Source organism: Gimesia sp. (assembly GCF_048260065.1).
Taxonomy (GTDB): Bacteria; Planctomycetota; Planctomycetia; order Planctomycetales; family Planctomycetaceae; genus Gimesia.
In genome coordinates this window covers 60,171-79,879 of record NZ_JBLXHC010000008.1, presented here as the reverse complement: position 1 = coordinate 79,879, position 19,709 = coordinate 60,171, and the positions used below count along the sequence as shown (strand labels likewise).

At 49.5% G+C, this 19,709-nt stretch carries 16 protein-coding genes; 2 read left to right on the top strand and 14 right to left on the bottom strand.

What is annotated here, in order from left to right:
• From ACN0YN_RS16300 to hpf, 13 genes are all read right to left on the bottom strand, one after another.
• Complete coding sequence (locus ACN0YN_RS16300) at positions 1–1,668, bottom strand: hypothetical protein (RefSeq protein ID WP_417386088.1); 1,668 nt, start codon at positions 1,666–1,668, stop codon at positions 1–3.
• Between the two features lie 454 nt (positions 1,669–2,122).
• The gene (locus tag ACN0YN_RS16295) at positions 2,123–4,087 is read right to left on the bottom strand and encodes a prolyl oligopeptidase family serine peptidase (RefSeq protein WP_417386087.1); all 1,965 of its coding nucleotides are present in this window, start codon (positions 4,085–4,087) and stop codon (positions 2,123–2,125) included.
• A gap of 158 nt (positions 4,088–4,245) precedes the next feature.
• The gene (locus ACN0YN_RS16290; RefSeq protein WP_417386086.1) at positions 4,246–6,021 is read right to left on the bottom strand and encodes an SLC13 family permease; all 1,776 of its coding nucleotides are present in this window, start codon (positions 6,019–6,021) and stop codon (positions 4,246–4,248) included.
• Positions 6,022–6,064: 43 nt separating this feature from the next.
• Positions 6,065–7,066: a 3'(2'),5'-bisphosphate nucleotidase gene (locus ACN0YN_RS16285; protein WP_417386085.1), complete on the bottom strand. Its 1,002-nt coding sequence runs from the start codon at positions 7,064–7,066 to the stop codon at positions 6,065–6,067.
• Positions 7,067–7,142: 76 nt separating this feature from the next.
• Positions 7,143–8,189, bottom strand: a complete 1,047-nt coding sequence (locus ACN0YN_RS16280) for a Gfo/Idh/MocA family protein (protein WP_417386084.1) — start codon at positions 8,187–8,189, stop codon at positions 7,143–7,145.
• 244 nt (positions 8,190–8,433) lie between these two features.
• The gene (lpxB, locus tag ACN0YN_RS16275) at positions 8,434–9,600 is read right to left on the bottom strand and encodes a lipid-A-disaccharide synthase (RefSeq protein WP_417386083.1); all 1,167 of its coding nucleotides are present in this window, start codon (positions 9,598–9,600) and stop codon (positions 8,434–8,436) included.
• A 324-nt stretch (positions 9,601–9,924) separates the two neighbouring features.
• Positions 9,925–10,398: a 50S ribosomal protein L21 gene (gene rplU, locus ACN0YN_RS16270; protein WP_417386082.1), complete on the bottom strand. Its 474-nt coding sequence runs from the start codon at positions 10,396–10,398 to the stop codon at positions 9,925–9,927.
• Positions 10,399–10,554: 156 nt separating this feature from the next.
• Positions 10,555–12,117 carry an Rne/Rng family ribonuclease gene (locus ACN0YN_RS16265; protein WP_417386081.1) on the bottom strand — a complete coding sequence of 521 codons (1,563 nt, stop codon included), beginning with the start codon at positions 12,115–12,117 and terminating at the stop codon, positions 10,555–10,557.
• A complete protein-coding gene (locus tag ACN0YN_RS16260; RefSeq protein ID WP_417386080.1) occupies positions 12,095–12,625 on the bottom strand; it encodes a hypothetical protein in 531 nt (176 codons plus the stop codon). The genes ACN0YN_RS16265 and ACN0YN_RS16260 overlap by 23 nt, the downstream gene beginning before the upstream one ends.
• 366 nt (positions 12,626–12,991) lie before the next feature.
• On the bottom strand, positions 12,992–14,755 hold the full coding sequence (gene ptsP / locus ACN0YN_RS16255; protein WP_417386079.1) for a phosphoenolpyruvate--protein phosphotransferase: 1,764 nt from the start codon (positions 14,753–14,755) through the stop codon (positions 12,992–12,994).
• 75 nt (positions 14,756–14,830) lie between these two features.
• Positions 14,831–15,133: an HPr family phosphocarrier protein gene (locus ACN0YN_RS16250; RefSeq protein ID WP_417386078.1), complete on the bottom strand. Its 303-nt coding sequence runs from the start codon at positions 15,131–15,133 to the stop codon at positions 14,831–14,833.
• 222 nt (positions 15,134–15,355) lie between these two features.
• Positions 15,356–15,829 (bottom strand): PTS sugar transporter subunit IIA, encoded by a 474-nt coding sequence (locus ACN0YN_RS16245; RefSeq protein ID WP_417386077.1) that lies wholly within the window; start codon positions 15,827–15,829, stop codon positions 15,356–15,358.
• Between the two features lie 189 nt (positions 15,830–16,018).
• The gene (hpf, locus tag ACN0YN_RS16240; protein WP_417386076.1) at positions 16,019–16,393 is read right to left on the bottom strand and encodes a ribosome hibernation-promoting factor, HPF/YfiA family; all 375 of its coding nucleotides are present in this window, start codon (positions 16,391–16,393) and stop codon (positions 16,019–16,021) included.
• A 500-nt stretch (positions 16,394–16,893) separates the two neighbouring features.
• Here hpf and ACN0YN_RS16235 point away from each other — a divergent pair, with 500 nt between their 5' ends.
• Positions 16,894–17,190 carry an FmdB family zinc ribbon protein gene (locus ACN0YN_RS16235; RefSeq protein ID WP_417386075.1) on the top strand — a complete coding sequence of 99 codons (297 nt, stop codon included), beginning with the start codon at positions 16,894–16,896 and terminating at the stop codon, positions 17,188–17,190.
• A gap of 98 nt (positions 17,191–17,288) precedes the next feature.
• Positions 17,289–18,098, top strand: coding sequence for a hypothetical protein (locus tag ACN0YN_RS16230; protein WP_417386074.1), 810 nt, complete (start codon positions 17,289–17,291; stop codon positions 18,096–18,098).
• Between the two features lie 44 nt (positions 18,099–18,142).
• Here the strand turns inward: ACN0YN_RS16230 and ACN0YN_RS16225 are convergent, their stop codons facing one another.
• Positions 18,143–19,672: a polysaccharide biosynthesis/export family protein gene (locus ACN0YN_RS16225; RefSeq protein ID WP_417386073.1), complete on the bottom strand. Its 1,530-nt coding sequence runs from the start codon at positions 19,670–19,672 to the stop codon at positions 18,143–18,145.
• Between the last annotated feature and the right edge of the window lie 37 nt (positions 19,673–19,709).

Genomic DNA, 19,709 nt, shown 5'->3' with positions numbered 1-19,709 from the left:
CTACCGAACCGTAAAGTTTTGAGTATAGGTCGCCACTTTCTGGCTGATTTCGTCTTCCACGGTCAGTTTCATGACATGAGGACCCAGCGAAATATTTCTGGGAATTTCAAACTTATAACTGTGGAAGTAATCTTTGCGAACATTACGGCAGAGATCTTCTGTGGTATCAAAGGGAATCTCTGCCACGAGGTCTCCGTTACTACCTGCTTTGAAAATCTGGATTTTGGATTTGAGCAGTGTGCGATACATGCCATCTGCAGTCAGTTCGCTGGTGAAGTTTTCGATTTCGGAATAGACAAGTACCGGACGCCCGGGCGTGTACTCGTCGCGTTCAAAGCGTTCGTAACTTCCAAAACTGTTAATCTTATGACAGAAGGCAACGTTTTTCAGTGAGAGGTTGGCTTTCTCCTGCAGTCTTGCGGTTGCCTGACGCAGTTGTGTCACCGTCTGTGTTGCCCTGTCCGCCTGATCGGGGATCGCTTCCTGGTCAAAATAATTGGCAACGGCCCAGAATGTCTGTTGCCAGAATTCCTGGTCAGCGGGATCAATTCCCGGGATGGCCTCGAGTGCACGTTCATGCTGATTTGCCATGAGGTAGAGCATGCGAATATACACGTGCCGTTCAATGTAATTCTGTTTTTCAGGCGGAGTGGACCCTGGTTGCAGCTGTGAGATTTCTGCTTCGGCTACAGAGATCAGCTGCTGTAACTGATCTGCGGAAGTCAGGTTTGATAAATTCTGGTTTGCATAGCCGGCATTCGCTGCCAGTTCAACCGTCTGTGGAACGGCAGGTTGCATTGGTTGATTGGCAGAGGGTAACGTTTGCGGGGCATTGTCCTGCTGTCCGATGATCGCCGTGCTCGTTCGAGAGATTCCGCTTTGTAAAGCAGACGTTCCCTGTTGAAATGCGGTCGACAGGCGATTTTTCAAGGGACCTACAACGGGAATATGATTGAGTCCCTGACTGATGGTTTGTGATGCCGAATAAGCCTGGGCCTGATTGGGGCCCATGGCAGGCATTCCGTTTTCAGGACTGGCACCGATTCCTTCCAGATTTCCAAGTTGAACCGGATTGGATGACATGGCCGGCTGGTTCACACCAGGTGCAATCTGCCCGGGGGGCGGTAGTTGCTGAACACTGGCCTGGATGATGGGGGCTTCAGCATCGCCTGGCTCACTATGTCCCAGTCCGGGGAGCGAAACCTGTGCAAGAGAAGCAGTGTCACTCTTCGCAAGTTGCTCCTGCTGTATGCTGTTTACCATTCTCCGGGTACGGAGAATGTTCTTGATCATTTCCGGATCGACGCCTTTAAAGCTGCTCAGGTATTGATTCCGTTCCTGAGGAGATGCGTCTTTCAGTTCTTCATTGATGTAAGCAAGCAGTTCCGCATTATGGGTGACGACTTTGGCGGGTGCCTTGTCATCGGCGGCGAGTTCAATTTTTAAGACTGGCTTGCTTTCCTCTGATTGTTCGGCGTCAGCGACCGTTGTTTCTGTTTCTTCGGGCTCTTTACTTTTCGGCTTTGATGTAAATGACTTTCCCCACTTCCACGGCGTAGCGGGAGCTTTCCAGGCCATCGTCTGTTTGCCTGGTGCAGAGCTGCAGCCATTGAGTGATAAAAAGATTAATACAGCAGGGAAAACCATGCTGAACCGAAAATACTTCATTTTTTTGCCCGGATCATTGAGGTAAAGGGCTCAATTAATGGAGGAGCACGATATTTGTGCCAAACGTTGAATCAGGTGAAGGGGGTTTGTGAATCAGGCTGAGACTGATTCCGTAACGAGTATTTGAAAAGACAGGACACGCGTTTTATGAAAAATCATAAAATGAAGCAAGATCGATTCAAGAATCAATCGATGACAACCGGGAGTATGAGACTGCCTGGGTCCATTCTCGTTTGAACTGAAAGGGAACTTTGAATGGATATGTTTGTAAGGCTATTGTTCGTAGTAGGTTATGGTGATTAGAGAAGCAGGTTTTGGGCAGAAAACGTACCTTTACAGACCGTGATTGATGTCAATTCACTCCGAAGATGTTAGTAGATCAGGCAGTCCGCGCAGCCCCCAATCAAAAAATATCATCAGATTTCTGTCAGGACGACACCGTGATAACGCTGGTTCAGGGTAAATCCCAGTTGCTGTCAAACAGTTCTGCCCAGACGGTTTCATTTTTAAAGGTGCCGTCTTTCTGTTTTTGAAATTGAATGACGGCGATGTCACCCAGTTTGGGGAAGAGCCAGGAATTGGAAGCCAGGAAGTCTTTCTCATGCATCGTGTGACCAGAATTGATCACAACATAGCGATTGGGGTTTAACGGATTGGGATAGATCAAGGCAACGCCATGATTTTTAGTATCATACTTTTTACCATTCACCGTAATCTGATCTTTGGTCCATTCGACTGGCAGGTCTTCGAGCACTTTGGCGATGACGGCATTGGAGCCCGGATCGCCAAACAGAATCAGATTTTTATCCTGAATTACCTGATCGGTGACTTCTGTATCTTTGATGACGGGAACTTCAGCTCTCAGCCATTTATCAAATTCTTTTTCAAAGAGAGATAATACCGAAGTTGACCACTCATTGAGTTGTGGAGTCCAGGGGGTGCCGGTTCCCTTGACGCAAACGAAAGGCAGGGTGAATGCATCATCGATCGGGCCTTGCAGATTGTGGCGTTTTCTCTGGTTGGGGTTTTCGATGAACGTCTTCGAATCTTCGTACTTCAAAACATCCCAGCCGTTATTGCTCTTCACAAAATAGACTTGTGGCAGCAGGCCATTGGCCGCTGATTCGAGTGGCAGCATATTTCCATCCAGTTCCACCTTGGGGGCAATACTGCGAGCGATGGAAAGTGCCGCTACGTTTTCTGTGGTCAGAATCAGGTTACCAGTTTCTTCATCCACGCCCCCTTCAACGAGGGTCGGCTCATACATCTCGTCAAGTTCTTCGATCGTAACCCATTCGCATTCATTAAATTTAGGCGTGTAGGTAATAAATCGAATCTGTTTTTTGCCAGGCCAGGCGGGACGACCTTCCTTTGAGTGTTCCAGAAGTTTGGCGAGGAAATTCTGGTAAGTGGGCATGCGCGACTGGTGACCTGCATCGGGGCTGATATACAGGGGGATTTCAATATCTTCTGATTTTGCTTTCTCGACCATGCGGGTGCTGGAAACCAGCTGTTTGTCTTTGCCGCCGCCATAAGTCACCACAGGAACGTTTGCTGCATTGAGGGCATAATCAATCGAATCGTAAATATGCAGTGTCTTATCCTGGTAGTGGGGAAGTTTGTCTTTGTAGTTCTGATATTGATAAAAGTCGACAAAGCCCGCACCAGGTCCGACGCCGCACCAGAGTGAAGGATAATGCAGGCCGATGTGCCACGTACCGGCACCTCCCATTGAGAAGCCACGCAGCGTAATCCGCTGCTTGTCAATCAGGTATCTTCGCTTGACGTCGGCAATGGCTTCATGGACATCTTCTTCTCCACTCCAGCGCCAGCCGTTGTCCGTACGACCGAAGGGATCGAGGTGTAACCAGTCATGATCTTTCCGGGGACCTTTTCCGTTGGGATGAGCAATGAAAAAGACTTCATTGCGTTTGCCGCCACGACCGTGCAGTTCGACATGGAGCGGCCAGCGGTGACTGGACTTTTCTTTATAGTCAGCTGGAAACGTTAATGCATAAGGTTGAACGGAACCATCGATCTTGGAGTAGTACCCAAAAATGACCGTACCCGTCTGCTCAGTCCATTCCGGTTTTCCTGCTTTGAGCTGTTCCGCTCTCTGTTGTCCGGTTTTCAAAACCTGGAATGTATCTTTCACATATTGCGGTTTATAAAACTCATTATGTCGTAAGATCCATTCGGCGGCTTTCGCATACACTTCGACATCCGCCAGGAGTTCCCGTTTGATTTCCGGATTCTGTTTCAGTTCGCTGATCTGTTTCTGCAATTCATTCAGCTGTTTTTCGAGCTGTTCCTGATCTTCCGGACTGGGGGACTGCGCCTGCAGACTGGCAGAGTTTGAAAAGAACGCGAAACAGAAGAGCAGCAGGCATAAAACGGGAGCGGTGACGAGGCGATTCATATTTAAACCCTGAAAAATAAGGGAAACGAGTTCATGCCTGGAGGCGGGACCAGACTCACAGAATGAGTTTCACATTCCTGCTGGAGAGTCCTTCACCGAATCAATTCCTATCCAGTGATGCCTCTTTTCAGACGTGAATGAAACCATCAATTACAGTATCACGGATTGAAGGGCCAGGCAAGAGGTACAATGATCACAGTCATCAGCCAGACGATCAAAGTTAAGGGGCCACCAATGCGAAGGTAGTCGGCATATTTGTATCCCCCTGGGCCGAAGACCATCAGGTTGGTCTGGTAGCCAATTGGCGTTGCAAAACAGGCTGCTGCGGAAATGGTGATCGTAATGACAAAAGGCATCACGTCGGCATTCAAAGTTGCCGCCGCCGCAACAGCAATCGGGAAGATTAAAGTGGCTGTCGCTTTCGCCGTGATCAGGTTGGTAAGGACCAGGGTAATCAGGGAGAGGATGGCCAGTACGACCACCGGACTGTTATTGGCCATCCCGGTAAAGCTGGATGCGATCAAAGAGGCTGCACCGGAGTTCTCAATCGCCCGGCCGATGCCCAGACCGGCTGCGATGGTGATCAGCACGCCCCAGTCGATCGACCGCTTGGCTTCCGTCGCGCTACAGCAGCGCGTCGCCGTCATCAGCCCGGCGGCAACCATGGCGGCGACGATCATTTTGACATTCCAGAAAGCCACCATCACAATCATGCCGAGTAAAATCGTGCGGGCAATCCAGGCGCGTTCATGACGCGGAGGAGTGGAATCTTCGACCTGGCTGACGAGAAAGAATTCACGCGAATTTCTCTGCTGATCAATGAAGGAAGGATGTGCTTCGATCAACAGGGTATCCCCGCGCTGGAGTTCAATGTCACCAATTTTCTTATTGATGCGTTGTCCATTACGGGCCACCGCAATGACGGCAGCATTGTAATTCGATCGAAATTTGGCGGTGCGAATTGACATGTTGATGAATCGAAAGCTGTCGGAAACAACTGCTTCGATCAGACAACGTTCGGAACGGGGGCCTGAGAGTTTAAACAACTGATCTGTTGCCGGTTTCAGTCCAGGGATTTTCTGCAGATCGATTACGGATTCCACAATTCCCACGAACACCAGCTGGTCATTGGCGGCCAGTCGCTCATTGGAGGAAACAGCGGCGATGACATCATCCTTGCGGTCGATTTCCATCAGATACATTCCCGGCAGATGACGCAGGCCCGCCTGTTCGATGGTTTTTCCAATCAGGGGACAACCGGGTTCAACAATCATCTCCACGGTATATTCACGGGGATCATCCATGGGAGTGATCGCCGGTTTGCGTTCGGGCAGGAGCCAGCGAGAGAAGATCAGCAGATAAATCAAGCCGACGATCATAATGGGAACGCCAATCCAGGCGATTTCAAACATGGTTAATCCGGGGCGATGAGCCTGGCGCTGGAGCAGACCGTCCACGACCAGTGTGGTACTGGTTCCCACCAGAGTACACAGCCCACCCAGGATGGCCGCATAGCTTAAAGGCAGCATCAGATGCGACACTGAGATCCGCATCTTCTTGGCCCAGTCGGAAATGATGGGCATCATCATGGCGACGACGGGAGTATTATTGAGAAAGGCGCTCAGAATGGCTGACGGGACCATCACCCGCGCTTGCGCATCGGTCAGAGAGTTGGGACGCCCCAGCATCTGCTGTCCTGTGAAGGCGAATCCACCCGTCTGTCTGATTCCTTCGCTGACAACGAACAGGAATGCAACGGCAATCAAACCTTCATTGGCAAAACCGGCGATGGCTTCTTCTGCCTGGATCACCCCGGTAATGACCAGAACCGTGAGGCCACCCATCAAGATGGTGTCGGCACCGGCACGCAGAAACGTCAGGGAGCAGATCACTCCACTCAAAACCAGAAACGTAACTACAATATGCCAGTCCATGTGGATCAAGAATTCATCATCAAAAAATGTGTCAAATAGAGTTTCACGATTGGCTGATGCCCAGTTCGCTTAGAGTCTGGATCAGTTTTGGATGTAACGGGCCATTTGTAACAATCACGCCCTGGTTATTTGCCAGTTCATAGCCCTGGTTAAACTCGAGTGGTTTTCCGTGGATGTCTGTCACGGTGCCCCCCGCTTCCTCAACCAGTAAAACTCCTGCAGCATGATCCCAGATCTTTTCACGATAGCCGGGACGTGTCGGCAGTCGCATGTAAATGTCTGCTTCACCTTGTCCCACAACGGCGTACTTTGCCTGGCTGTCGAGTCGTCTGGGATCTTTTTTGATTCCCAGTTGATCTGCGATCTGTTGTGAATGTCCGTGAGAGCTATGACCGGACTCGACTGATTCACAAAAACGGGATTCGGAGAAGTCCTGTGTTGTTGTCACCTGAACTGGAGATGCAGCCTGGCTGCTGTCCGATTCAAGTGGCACGGCGAAGGCGCCCTGGCCGGCGACGGCGTAATAAATGGTTCCGGTGACAGATCCATCTGCGGGGCAGGGAAGGTTCGGGCAGCCTAAAACGCCAACGACAATTTTTCCGTCTACGATCAGCGCGAGGGAAACGGCGTATTGTTCTTTTCGCAGGAAACCTTTCGTGCCATCAATGGGGTCGAGTGTCCAGAAACGGTCACTGTAAGTTTTGGCGCCCCCATGATCAATCCATGCACAGACCTGGTCCGGCGTGCTGTCTGGAATGCCTGCTGACTGAAGTTCGGAGACGATCTTTTCCAGAAACTCCTGGTTTTCAGACTCCTTCAGTTCGGCGGCATCTTCTTCACCGATGACCGGATCTGCGGGAAATGCCTGGAGCAATTCTCGACAGACCACGGCCTGACTGCTGAAATCGGCGATGGTGACCGGACTTTTATCTTTCTTTTCCAGCACTTCATCCGTGATCGCTGATTGAACAGAGCGACAAATCAGAGAAGCCTGTTTGACGGCAGTGAGGGCGACTTGTAATTCCCTCTCATACGATTTCGTCATATTTCGTGCGATTCTTCGATCTGTTAACTAACCAGAAAGTATGTTTCGACTGATCTGGTATCATTGTCTTCAGGTTTTACAGAGGCAGTGATACCGGTTGATTCTGTTCGCAACTCATGGCGACAGCTTCAGTGAATTCCATATATTTCACGCCTGAAGCAAAGTCGGTGTGATGGATAATTTCTTCGCCGCGAATGGCGCCGATAAATTCGGCTTCGACACGCCAGCCACCCTGGTCTGCCTTGGGGACCTGAATTTCTTTTAATTCCGTTTCACCCATATGACCTACGAAGATTTTTTCTTCCGGAGTGAAATGTACCTTAATCGTTCCGTGGCTTCCATACATGTGAATCTGCAGACCCGGGCCAAACAGGATCGAACCACTCAGGTGGTACATGGCATTGGCTCCGCCCTGCAGTCTGGTTACGATCTGTAGACTGTCGGGGATGGTCACATCCGCGTATCCAGCCCCTTTTGCTGAGGGCCGTTGAGGTTCAAAAATAGAACCTTGTGCGAAGACCTGTTCAACAGGCGGAACCCAGCGACTGAGGGTCTCGTGCAGGATTCCCATCGTGAGAATGTTGTTCCCGCTGATTTCCCTGTCCTGTCGCCAGTGTAATTTTTTACTGTAGTCCCAGAATGAGTCATCAGCTCCCAGTACCACTACTTCCCGTAAGTCACCCAGGTATTTCTGAGAGATTAGTTTGATGACTTCCGGATTGTATTTCAGGCCAAACGGACTGGGGACAATCTGGGCGATCAGGTCGGGTCTTGCCTGAGAAACCTGAAGCATCTGTTTCGCTTCGGCCAGATTTCGGGCCATTCTGGCTTCCGTCAGAACATGCTTGCCAGCTTCCAGAGCCATACAGGTGACTTCGCAATGGAGATCCGGCCAGGTCCCGATCATCACGGCGTCGATTTCCGGGTCTTCAACCAGTTCTTTCCAATGAGAGTAAGTTTGTGGGATCGCATATTTGCGAGCCACTTTCTCGGTCGAAGCGGGAGACGAGTTAACAACTCCCACAATTTCGACATCCTCAATTGCTTGAAATCCTGGAATGTGGCGGGCTTTCGTATTCGCCCCTGCACCCACTATTCCGATACGGATCGTTTTTTTACCCATTAGTGTACGTAGTCCCGATGATCCAAGATGCGTGATTCGAAGTGAAATATATTCAGTTGACCAGTGTCACAATTCTGGCTGTGATCTGCCTGATTCGACGTATGAGACGATTCTAACGAGCTGAATTCTGGAGGACCATTCACACAAAACAAACAATTAAAGGTTCCCCAAATTCTAAGGGGAAAATGGTTGTTTTATTCCCGATTCCACACAGAATTGCAGTCAGGAGTTGTCTGCATGTATACTATGCTGCTGATTTCTGCTGAGGTGCAGGCTCAATCTTGCTCAAGATAGCGAGAGCAGCCTGAGCGGACGCTCCAGGAATGACCGTTTCATCGTAAAGTGAGGAGAGTTTACGTCGGGCTCTTTCCAGGGAGAGCGGGGTGCAGAGCCAGTCACTGAGAATGGTTGTGATTTTCGCCACGTCTCTGGCGGGCGAGCCCACCGAAGGGAATTCCGGCATCAGTTCTCTGTCCGCAATCAGATTCGGCAGTGACATGTACTTGCAGGTGATTAACAGTTGTGCCAGGAAGTACATGCCCCAATGGCTGCGGTAGAGGACCACGGCAGGGGTTTTTCGAGCCAGCATTTCCAGGCTGACAGATCCCGATACCATCAGGCAGCAATCGGCAGATTCGATAATTTCAGATGTCTTTTTGAGATATAGCTGAATCGGTAAGTGGCTGAGTTTTGCTTCCTCAATAAACTGCTCACAGAGTTTGAGGTGTGCTTCTCTGTAGCAGGCGACCGGGAAGGTTGCTTGCGGAAACTGTGTTGCGAGCTGGCTGACAATCTGCAGCATTACTGGAAAGTTGCGTGTGACTTCATTGGTACGTGAACCAGGCAGAACCCCGACGATTTTCTCTGATTGTTTCAGTTCGCTCAGAAGATTGTTATCCAGTTCTTTCGACGCAACTTCATCAAAAAACGGGTGTCCGATGTAATCGACTTTGATGCCCCTCGATTCGTACCAGGCTTTTTCGAATTTTAAACCCGACAAAATATAATCGACGTTTTTACGAACACGGCGAATGCGCCAGGGAGCCCAGGCCCAGAGCTGCGGGGGGAGGTAATAAAACACGGGGATGCCCAGTGATTTAGCTTTCCGGGCAACCCACCAGTTGAAGCCCGGGAAGTCGACGAGAATGACAGCGTCGGGACGATGGGCTTCAAGGTAAGCTCCCGCCTGCCTGATCAACTGGATGAATTTAAAAATGAGCGGGAGCACGTTGAGGATTCCCATGACGGCATAGTCAGTCAGTCTGACTTCCACATGACAGCCTGCTGCCTGCATTTCGGGCCCTCCAAATGCAGAAAAGGTGGCATCCGGATTCCGTTTGCGAATTTCTTCAATCAGGTGTGCTGTATGCTGGTCGCCACTTGGCTCGCCGACAGAAAAAAACAGGTGCATCAGAGTTACCTCTTCCAGTATCAGAATCGATTCGCGTCGAGTAGTTCACTCGGCACAATTTATAAGAGCAGGTTCAGAGCCGGGCTCAGGCTCTGCAACCAGATTGGGAGGACGTTCTCCTCGCAAACCTCGTAAAGTTATGCTGAATAAAGGTTTTTGGTCAACCCCGATTTACAGCAACTCTGATGTGCCAAGGGGTTATTCGGAAGAGGGACGGGAAATGAAAACAGCTCCCTGAAAATGAATTCAGGGAGCTGTTATCTATGATCATCGTGTCGTTGAACTCGACTGCAAAAAACAGTTCAAGTACTGCAGGCGGAAGGATTAACCTTCTGCTGTGGCAGGCTCTGTTTCTTCAGCAGCTGCGGATTCAACAACTTCCAGTCCAGGAACGTTGATGGTTTTGATCTGGACTGTGGTATATTTCTGGCGGTGACCTGTGTGTCGACGAGAATTTTTGCGGCGACGGAACTTTTGAACTTCGAGTTTTACACCCTTCAGTTCGGGCTGCACGACTTCTGCTTCTACAGAAGCGCCTTCAATGGTAGGGGTGCCAATAGAACTGGCTCCACCGCCGTTGGCCAGCAGCACGTTTTCAAAAGTAATGGGATCGCCTGCTTTTGCTGTAGCACGGTAGTCGATTGTCAGGGTTTCGCCTTCCTGAATCGTATATTGACGGTTGCCATCTTCGATTACTACAAACATCCTCAAACCTTCTTTTCTTCTTACACTTTGATCAATAATTTGCTGAAGACGGATTGATGTATCAAAGTCAATCCGATTTGTATTCAGAATCAATCGCGCAATGCCATTGATAGTATATAGTTAAGCAATCATGCGTTTCAGCGGCAGTTCGTCTCGGAACGCCTGCTTTGCGCAGACCCTGTACCAATCACACGAATAGCGAGCAGGGCATTGTAAGGTGTCACTTTTGAAATTTCGAGTCAGAAACCACTAGAAATTTACTTCATTTCCAATATCGTCATAACATCGCGCCATTAAATGCTCTGGCTCGACGTCTGTACGAGCGTTTATGATTATAGATGTCTGAGCGGTTTCTTCCAGCTGGGTGATGTCTTTTCGCCGTTTATTGTTGAGATAGTTGGCGACATTTTCGTGTACATTCAGAACCAGTCGTGAGATATTTTTCTTATTCACGGTGGTCATCAGGGTTCGCATGACTTCAATCGCCATACTTTCCGCTGTTTTGACCTGACCGGTTCCGCGACAGGAAGGACAGTCTTCGTACATGCTTCTGCGCAGAGAAGGACGAATTCGCTGACGCGTCATTTCAATCAGACCAAAGGGGCTGATGCGGAGCACTTTGGTGCGGGCACGGTCCCGTTTGACGAGCTCTCTTAATCTGCGTTCGACGGAACGACGATGTTTCTCTTCCCGCATGTCGATGAAGTCAATCACGATCACGCCACCAAGGTCACGCAGTCTGATCTGGCGGCTGATTTCTTCTGCCGCCTTCATGTTGACTTTGAACGCGGTTTTTTCTGCATTGTCATCTGCGCGATAGTTTCCACTGTTCACGTCAATCGCGACGAGTGCTTCCGTCTGATCGATGACAATGGAGCCGCCCCCCTTCATGGGGACATGGCGATTCTGGATGCTGCAGATTTCGTCATCCAGCTTGCTGTTGTAGAAAATGGGGTCGTTGCCGGTGTAGTGTTTGACTCGATTGACGTGCTTGGGAAGCACGACTTTCATAAAGTCTCGCGCTCTCTGATACGCCGTCGGTTCATCGATGTAGAGCGTGTCGATTTCGCTGTTATAGATGTCGCGGATTGTTCGGATCATCATATCGCTCTCGGAGTAAATCTCGACGGGAGCGGGCAGTTTTTTGATGCGACCGACAATGGTTCCCCAGAGCCTTAACAGATAGTTCAAGTCGCGCTTGAGGTCATCGGCAGTTCTGTCGATACCGGCAGTACGTACGATAAACCCGAGACCCGGTGGCGGCGCCAGTTGCGTGAGGATGGTTCGCAGTTCTTTGCGAACATCTTCATCGGCAATTTTGCGGCTGATGCCAACCCGTTGCAGTCCGGGCATGATGACCAGGTAGCGTCCGGGGATACTGATGTAAGTTGAAAGGGTCGGACCTTTGTTGCCGATACCTTCCTTGATGACCTGGACCAGAACTTCGCTGCCTCGTTTCAGGATCTCCTGAATGGGAGGCTTGTTGGCAACGCTGCGTTCGTTGATGCGGCGGCCTTTCTGGTTACGGCCGCGTCCTGGTTTACCGTTACCATCACCCTGGTCGGTCAGGTGTTTGTAATACTGGTGCTCAATATCACTGACGTGCAGGAAGCCGTTGCGGCCGACACCGAAGTCAACAAACGCAGCCTGGATGCTGGGTTCGATGTTGACCACTTTTCCCTTGTAGATATTGCCTACCAGGTTTTCGAGACTGTTTCGTTCAACATAAAGTTCTTCGAGAATGCCATCTTCAACGATTGCAATTCGGCTTTCCTCCGGTTGGAGGACATTAATCAGCATTTCCTTTTTCATGGAATACCCTTTGTCGTGTTACACGACGAAAATTGTATTCCTCATCAGCCACGGAGACGGCGGACCTGCTACCCATTGAATGTATCAGTACGGTAGTGGAGTCGGCCAGTTGCCTGCAGAGATACCGGAAAATTCCAGTGGAGGCAGGCCCCGTTAAATGAAATGTGCAGCGGGGAAATAAATTCCGCTGAACACAATCAAAGAGAGGTTTCGTGATGCGACTGCTGAGTCGAATCATTTCCTGTATGACGTCGCGAAAGGTCAGCTTCAGATACTTCTCTGACTGCTCTCTGACATCGGTTGCGGTATTCGAAACAGGCAGACTGCGATCTTGCATGAATTGCCAGTCGGATATCAATAACTGATGTGGCGGTGAGAACAGAGCGGCAACCTGGTTGGACCTTTGTTGGCTCTGAAACTGTGTTGCGAAAGCTGCAGCATAACCCTTTAAGGCGGCAAGCGCCGTCTCTTGAATGATTTCCCGGAGGTAGTCTGATGGTTTGCTCATGCTGTCTTTGAAAACAGAAACAGGACGCAGGAAATTCCCTCAGACTGATAAAACATATCAGGGTTGATGATGAGGAACTTCCATATTGTTCGCAGTTCTGTCCACTCGATTTCGTTTCAGGGTCAGGAAATGATGTTGAAATACATTTCGTCTAATTGGAATTTGTTTGTACGCGATCCATTCACCACCGAGGTGAAGTGGACGGCCGCTGGCTGATTGATTGAATTTCAGATTCAGACGACGGCAAGTTGTAAACGTATAAATGGGGTGAGAGATACCGGCGGTCAGGCAGGCATCAATCAGAAATCTGTTGCTTACTGACAGGCTGACGTGATGAGAAAACCAGCTGTTGATGACACAAGAAGGTCACAGTGGCAGTTCTTCATCAAACAGGTCAGGGCAGATTTTGTACAGTTCTCCTCTTAAATAACTTTCTACGTCCCGGGCTACGTCGATGGTCATTGCATGGGCTGCAATCTCTTCTGCCCGGGCGATTGTCAGGTGTCTGATTACTTCTTTTACTTCCGGAATCGCCAGGGGAGTGGCACTGATCTGTCTGATTCCCAAACCTGCGAGCAGGGGAATCGATTTCAGGTCAGAACTCATCTGTCCACAAACGGTTACCGGTATATTTTTTTTGTTTGCTGCATCTACAACCATTTTAATCAGCCTTAAAATCGAAGGATCTGATGAGTTGTAGAGTGGTGAGACCGCAGGGTCGGAGCGGTCCACTGCCAGAGTATACTGAATTAAGTCGTTTGTCCCAATGGAAAAAAAGTCAACTTCTTCCGCAAACTCTTCAGCCAGAAGGGCCGCGGCTGGAACTTCGACCATCATCCCAATCGGGATATTGGAGTTAAACTCAACTCCCCGCTCTTCGAGATCCTCAAGGACGTCCCCGACGATCATTTTGGCCTGTCTCCATTCCAGCAGAGTCGAAATCAGGGGAAACATAATCCGGACGTCGCCATGGACGGCAGCCCTGAAAATGGCCCGGAGCTGAGTTTTGAAGAGTGGCAGGTCCCGCAGACTCAGTCGCACGCTTCTTAAGCCCAGCGCAGGATTCATCCCTTCTTTCGCCAGATGCCGGTATCCCCTGGGGATCTTATCGGCTCCCAGATCGAGTGTCCTGATCACAATTGGTCGATTCTGGGCAGCCTGCACGACTTTGCAATAAGCTTCGTAGTGGATTTCCTCAGTGGGTTCCGTATTGGACTGCAGGTAGAGGAATTCTGTCCGGTACAGACCAATTCCATCGGCGCCCCGTTCTGCACAGTGTTCGACTTCATTGGGGAACTCAATATTTCCCATCACATGAATTCGGGTTCCGTCTTTCGTTTCGGAGCGGATTTTCCGACGGGAGGCCAGGCGGGCGGCCATGGATCGCTGTCGTTCGCCGGTATCTTTGTATTTGGCGAGCGTTTCCTCGTCCGGATCGATGATGACTTCGCCGTTGTTGCCATCAACAATGACCATGTCACCACCGGAAATGTCAGAAAGAAACTCACCCAGGCCTACGACGGCGGGGATTTCCAGTGCCCCGGCCAGAATCGAGGTATGGCTGGTGCGCCCACCGACTTCCGTGGCAAAGCCTAAGACAAATTCCTTCGCCAGCCCTGCCGTTTCGCTGGGAGTGAGGTTGTTTGCCAGGACAATAATGGGGGTTGTCAGGTTCGAAAGCTCTTCGCGTTTCTCGCCCAGCAGTTGTTTCAGCAGACGTTTTTCGAGATCGATGATATCACTGGCACGCTCTGCCAGATAATTGTCACCCAGATGCTGAACGAGTTTGGTGTAACGTCGGAAGACCCGGCTGGAGGCATGCTCTGGTGAATAGCATTTTTCACGGATCAGCGTCTCGATCTCTTCGCGTAACCGGGGAGAACTGACCATCTGCAGGTGGGCTGCAAAGATTGCCCCGTATTGCTCGCCTAATTTATCGGAAGCCAGCCTTTCGTTTTCTGCGATTTCTTCACAGACGGCATCCAGCGCTGATCTCAGGCGGGCGATTTCGGTATCGATGACATTGACACTGACGAACTGACGTGGGATACGAAAATCCTCCGCACCCAGAATGAGTGCGGGACCGAAATTGACTCCCGGAGAAACAGCGATTCCACGTTTAACAAGCATTCATTCAGAGCCTAATTTGGCGCTTTCAACAGACAGGCAACTGGCGGTGTACCACGCAGTCGAATAGTACGGGGGTTAATCTGGCAGATCAGACAATTCTTCGAACTTCTTGTATCCTGACTCAAAAAACTGAACAATTTCTTCCATCAGTTTGCTGGCGTCGTCACCATTTGCTTCCAGGACAAGTTGAGTATCGGGCATCGCCTTCAACTCAAGGAGGTCGTATACCTCCTTCGCATTTCCAGACTGATCCCCGTTCGAAATTTTCAAATCGCAAGTGTAGTCACGGGCGATTCGTACTATTTCTGAAATAGGACGAAGGTGGAGCCCTTGTTTCATTTTGACAGTGACAATCTGACGGCAAACAGATTCTTGCATGGCACTAACTGATAACTACTCAAGCAACCTGAAAGCAATTACTCACATGGAGATAACGACCGCTGCTTTCAGTGAGTTTCGTAATTACCCCTTTCCACTTAGTTCAATCAACCAGGAGCCACAGCGAAGCATGTGTTCTGAATTTCAGAAATATGGTTAACTTAGGCAGGAAATAGTCAGTCTTTTCGAACAGGGTTTACTCTGACAACACTATTACTCACCTTAATCGAGTTGATTACTGTCAGCCTCATTCAGCAGTTCTACAATGTCTTCTACGCTTTTGGACTGACGTAAAAACTTACAGAAATTCTGGTTTCTCAGGTGGCGGGAAATGTTTTCCAGTCCGCGTAAATGGTCCCCTGGACGATCCAGAGGCGAAATCAGCAGAAACAGGATGAAGACGTCTTCCCCATCCAGGCTGGCGAAATCGACGCCATCGGAGGACAAGGCGACAGCAGCTGTCAGATTTTCCACTGAGGAATGCTTGGTATGAGGAACGGCAACACCGTTTCCAATTCCCGTTGATCCCAGCTCTTCACGTTTGAGGATTGCTGAGACGATACCTTCCTCGTCATCTGCTGAAATGCTGCCTGCGTTCTTCAGGCCGGCAACCATTGTGCGGATCGCTTCTTCTTTGGTAGTGACATTCAATTCCGGAATGATCGCGTCCGAAACCACGAAGTCTGTTAACTTCATGTATTCTTTCCTTCTAACTAACTACATCTGCAAAAAAAATCAGTGTTTGCGGTTTAAATGCAAAACTAATGTTGTGAATTATGACACCCGGCATTGGCTGAAATTGATCACCACGCCGCGGGTCACACTATAAGTATTGTAAGCGAGTTTTCTTCAACACTCAGTAAAAAACAGTCTGAGGTTAAGAAATTATTCAGATTCCGGTTCCACTTCAGCTTCGGCTTCCGCTTCTGCCAGTCCATTTTCCGCAATTTCGTTCAGTGGGAGATCGCGGCGGTGATCCTGAATCTTTTGTTTATATTTTTTAATCTGTTGCTCCATCTTACTTAGCGCAGAATGGAAGTTTGGTTTCACTTCATCTCCTTCCGCGTGGGCAACAAAATTATGTTTATGCTCTGCATCTACGAGAATCTCGACCCGGTTCTGATTTTCGCCCTGGTCGATCGTGATTTGGATTGCAGTTACCCGCTCAAAGTACGTCAGTAACTTCTCAGATTTTTCAGTAATATAATCACGGAGACTATCTGAAACGCTACCATGCCGACAAGTAATCGCAACTTGCACTGACTGTTCTCCTGTTAAAAAATACTACCCACGTTGTGTATACGTATGTGAGTCGATCTGGGTCTAGCAATAGATGATGCTAACAGATTCTAGCTGGCCGGGTCCAGATATACCAGTCACTAATTCATAAGCTTGAGCTGCAAATATCAGGACCTTTTCCGCTTATGAGGGATCAGATATGATTATAGTAATGCTGAATGAGGATTCGTTTGTTTATATGTCGTTCTCGAGGGGCGGGTCAGGTGACTTGCAGGCAGGGACGGGCAATGTAATTCGCAGGTGAATTTAAGCTTTTTTTCAGCGAACAACGTGAATCAAGCTGACAAACGGTATTTGAACTGGCTGACGACTGTTATCTGTGATCGGTTTCGTTATTCTGAGAGCACTGTATTATCATTCTGGTATACGTATTCCGGCTCAGAGCTGAAGTTCGGTTCACAATATAGATTCAGACCAGTTCCAGTAAAAGTCTGTTTAATTGAGAGGTAAATCACTAGCCTATGCCTACTTATGTTTATGAAGTCGTGCTCCCGGATGGTTCAGCGGGAGAACGGTTTGAAGTCATACAGAGAATGAGTGATCCCGTACTGACGACTCACCCGGAGACAGGGGAACCGGTCCGTAAAGTGATCACAGCCGCCTATTTTTCCGGTAAGTGGTCGGACGCGGAAGCAAAACGGACGCTCAACGATGATAAGCGTCTGGGCGAACTCGGGTTTACCAAATATGTGAAGTCATCCAAAGGCACTTATGAAAAAAGAGCGGGTGACGGCCCGGATCTCATTTCTGCAGATTAATCCCTGCAGGAAATGAAAACCCGAATTTCGGACAATGTTACAGCACCATCAGATTGTGCAGGCAGAGAGAAACAGAGGTTGAAGAGGAGCAGCTTGTCATGAAATCACAAAATCAGCATTTGATTCCAGGATTGGTTTTATTAGCCGGAATGATTCTGTCATTCAGTGGAGAGACCCTGTCTGCAGCAGCAGTGGAAACGTCTGCCTATTCCAATACTCAATGTGAGGGAACCTATCCCCATCACCTGCAGGGAATCTGTGTCGATGGGCAGGGAAATATTTTCTGGAGCTTCACAACCGAACTGGTGAAAACCAACTCCTCCGGTAAAGTCCTGGTAAAAATCCCCGTGGGAAATCACCACGGCGATCTCTGTTATCATGAAGGGAAAGTTTTTGTCGCGGTTAATTTCGGAGCGTTTAACAATCCCGAAGGCAAAGCGGATTCCTGGGTTTATGTGTATGATGCAGAAAAACTGTTATTAAAAGCCAAGCATCAGACTCCCGAAGTGACTTTTGGAGCAGGGGGAATTGCCTGCCATGCCGGAAAGTTTATTGTCGTGGGAGGCTTGCCCAAAGGTGTGAACGAGAATTATCTCTATGAATATGATGCGAACTTTAAATTCATCAAGAAGCATGTTCTGAAAAGCGGTTATACGCTGATGGGAATTCAGACGGCAACCTTTGCGGATAACAAATGGTGGTTCGGTTGTTATGGTTCCGAACTGCTGACTGCCGATGTTAATTTCAATTTCATAGCGAAATATGATCTGGATTGCGCATTAGGAATTGATCGCGTCAATGATAAGCTGCTGTTGATCGGCCGCAATACGAAGAACGGCAAGCAGTACACAGGTGAGGCACTGCTGGCAGTTCCTGATGCTGCTAAAGGTTTCGTTATCCGTAAATAACCGGGTATAATGGAAACCCCAAAGTAGCACAGCAATCAGAGAAACTAGCGATTGCTTCCCCCACCCTGCAGATTCGATGCTGCCAGCCCAAACAGGGCACCCTCAAGCAGATGCTTCTCAATGAAGGCACCGATGGCCTCGGATTTGGTGTATTGCAGAATGACGTAGTCACCGGGCTGAATTAATACCCGCTGACTGGGTGTACGCACCGCTTCGTAGAGATCCACTTTGATGGGGAGTTGTGTTCCATTAGGCAATTGTCTGAGGATGATGGCGTTACTGGCACTGATAGTGACATCCTGGTTCAAAGCCGACGGACCTCCCGCGGATTTGCTGCTTCCCCCATTTCTTGAGGCCTGCGCAATGGAGATGGCACCCAGGATATCCAAATCGTAATCGCGGGGGAGTGTATATTGTCCGCCTCCCAGTAAGCCGCCCGTGTAAAAGATTTCCGTATCTCGCGACTCGATGAATACGACGTCGCCGTCATGCAGAATGATATCCTCGCGTGTGAGGTGGACCTGTTCTCCGGGACTCAGGCGAATGGGAATTTTGATGATCCCCGAGCGCTGCATCGTGGAGTCGTTGATGATGGTCGGTGCCATGTAATCATCGGTATAAATACTACCGTCGCTGGAATAGAGAGGCTGCCCGACCTGGAATTCCGGGTCTTCAGGAGTTGGCGAATAGTGCGGAATCGGTGTGTAGGAATCAGATACCTGCTGAATGTTCTGGTTCGCTTGGGAGTTGTCTGAAGTATGTGTGCCTGTCTGCACCGGTTGTGGACACAATGGCTGATTCATTCCATGCGCCCCGCCTCGGATGATGTAGATGGAGTTTTCTGCGTCCAGTCCGGGCAGACCTCCTGTTTCTGCGAGTGCATGCAGTACATCGTTATTATAAGCGGGCAGGTTGATCACCCGGCCGGTACCCCGTTTTGATCTGCCAACATTCAGATTTCCGATGGTGGTGCCTACCGTATCATTCGAGTTTTCCTGGCGTATGACGAGGACTCGATACGACCTGGGTTTCTGCAGGCTGATCAGGATGCGGTCGCGACCTTCCCGCAGGATACTCTTTTCGGTGGTGTATTTTCGTCGTATTGTTTCTTCGAGTTGTGTCAGTGTTAAGCCACGCGCAAAGACGGTTCCGATCAGGGGGAGGGAGATGGTCCCATCTTCACGAATCGGGATCGGGTAACCTAGCGAGGGGGCAACCTCTTGTGTCTGAGGGAAATGAACGGGAGGAGCATCTTTGACCTGGCCCAGCACCCCTTCAATGTAGACGCCGAGAACGTCTCCCGAATCCAGGAGATAATGCTTGGGAGCGGGCTGACGCAGCAGAGAGAGGTCGATGGTTTCTTTTCCGGATCTGACTTCCCCTTTGTATTCAGTAGGCAGGTATTGAGCGGGAACCCCTTTCAGGGGATGAATCGCAGCGCAACCATTCCACATCACGGTCAGACTGAGAACACAATAAATGTGCCACTTAAATGCGTTCATTCGGTTTCGATACGTTTGCATCCTGCTCGAACCTTTTACTTCGACTTCTGCTTTTTTTAATTCAAACGACATTCTGTCGGTCATGTCCTTACTCAGATTTCTGGGAAAC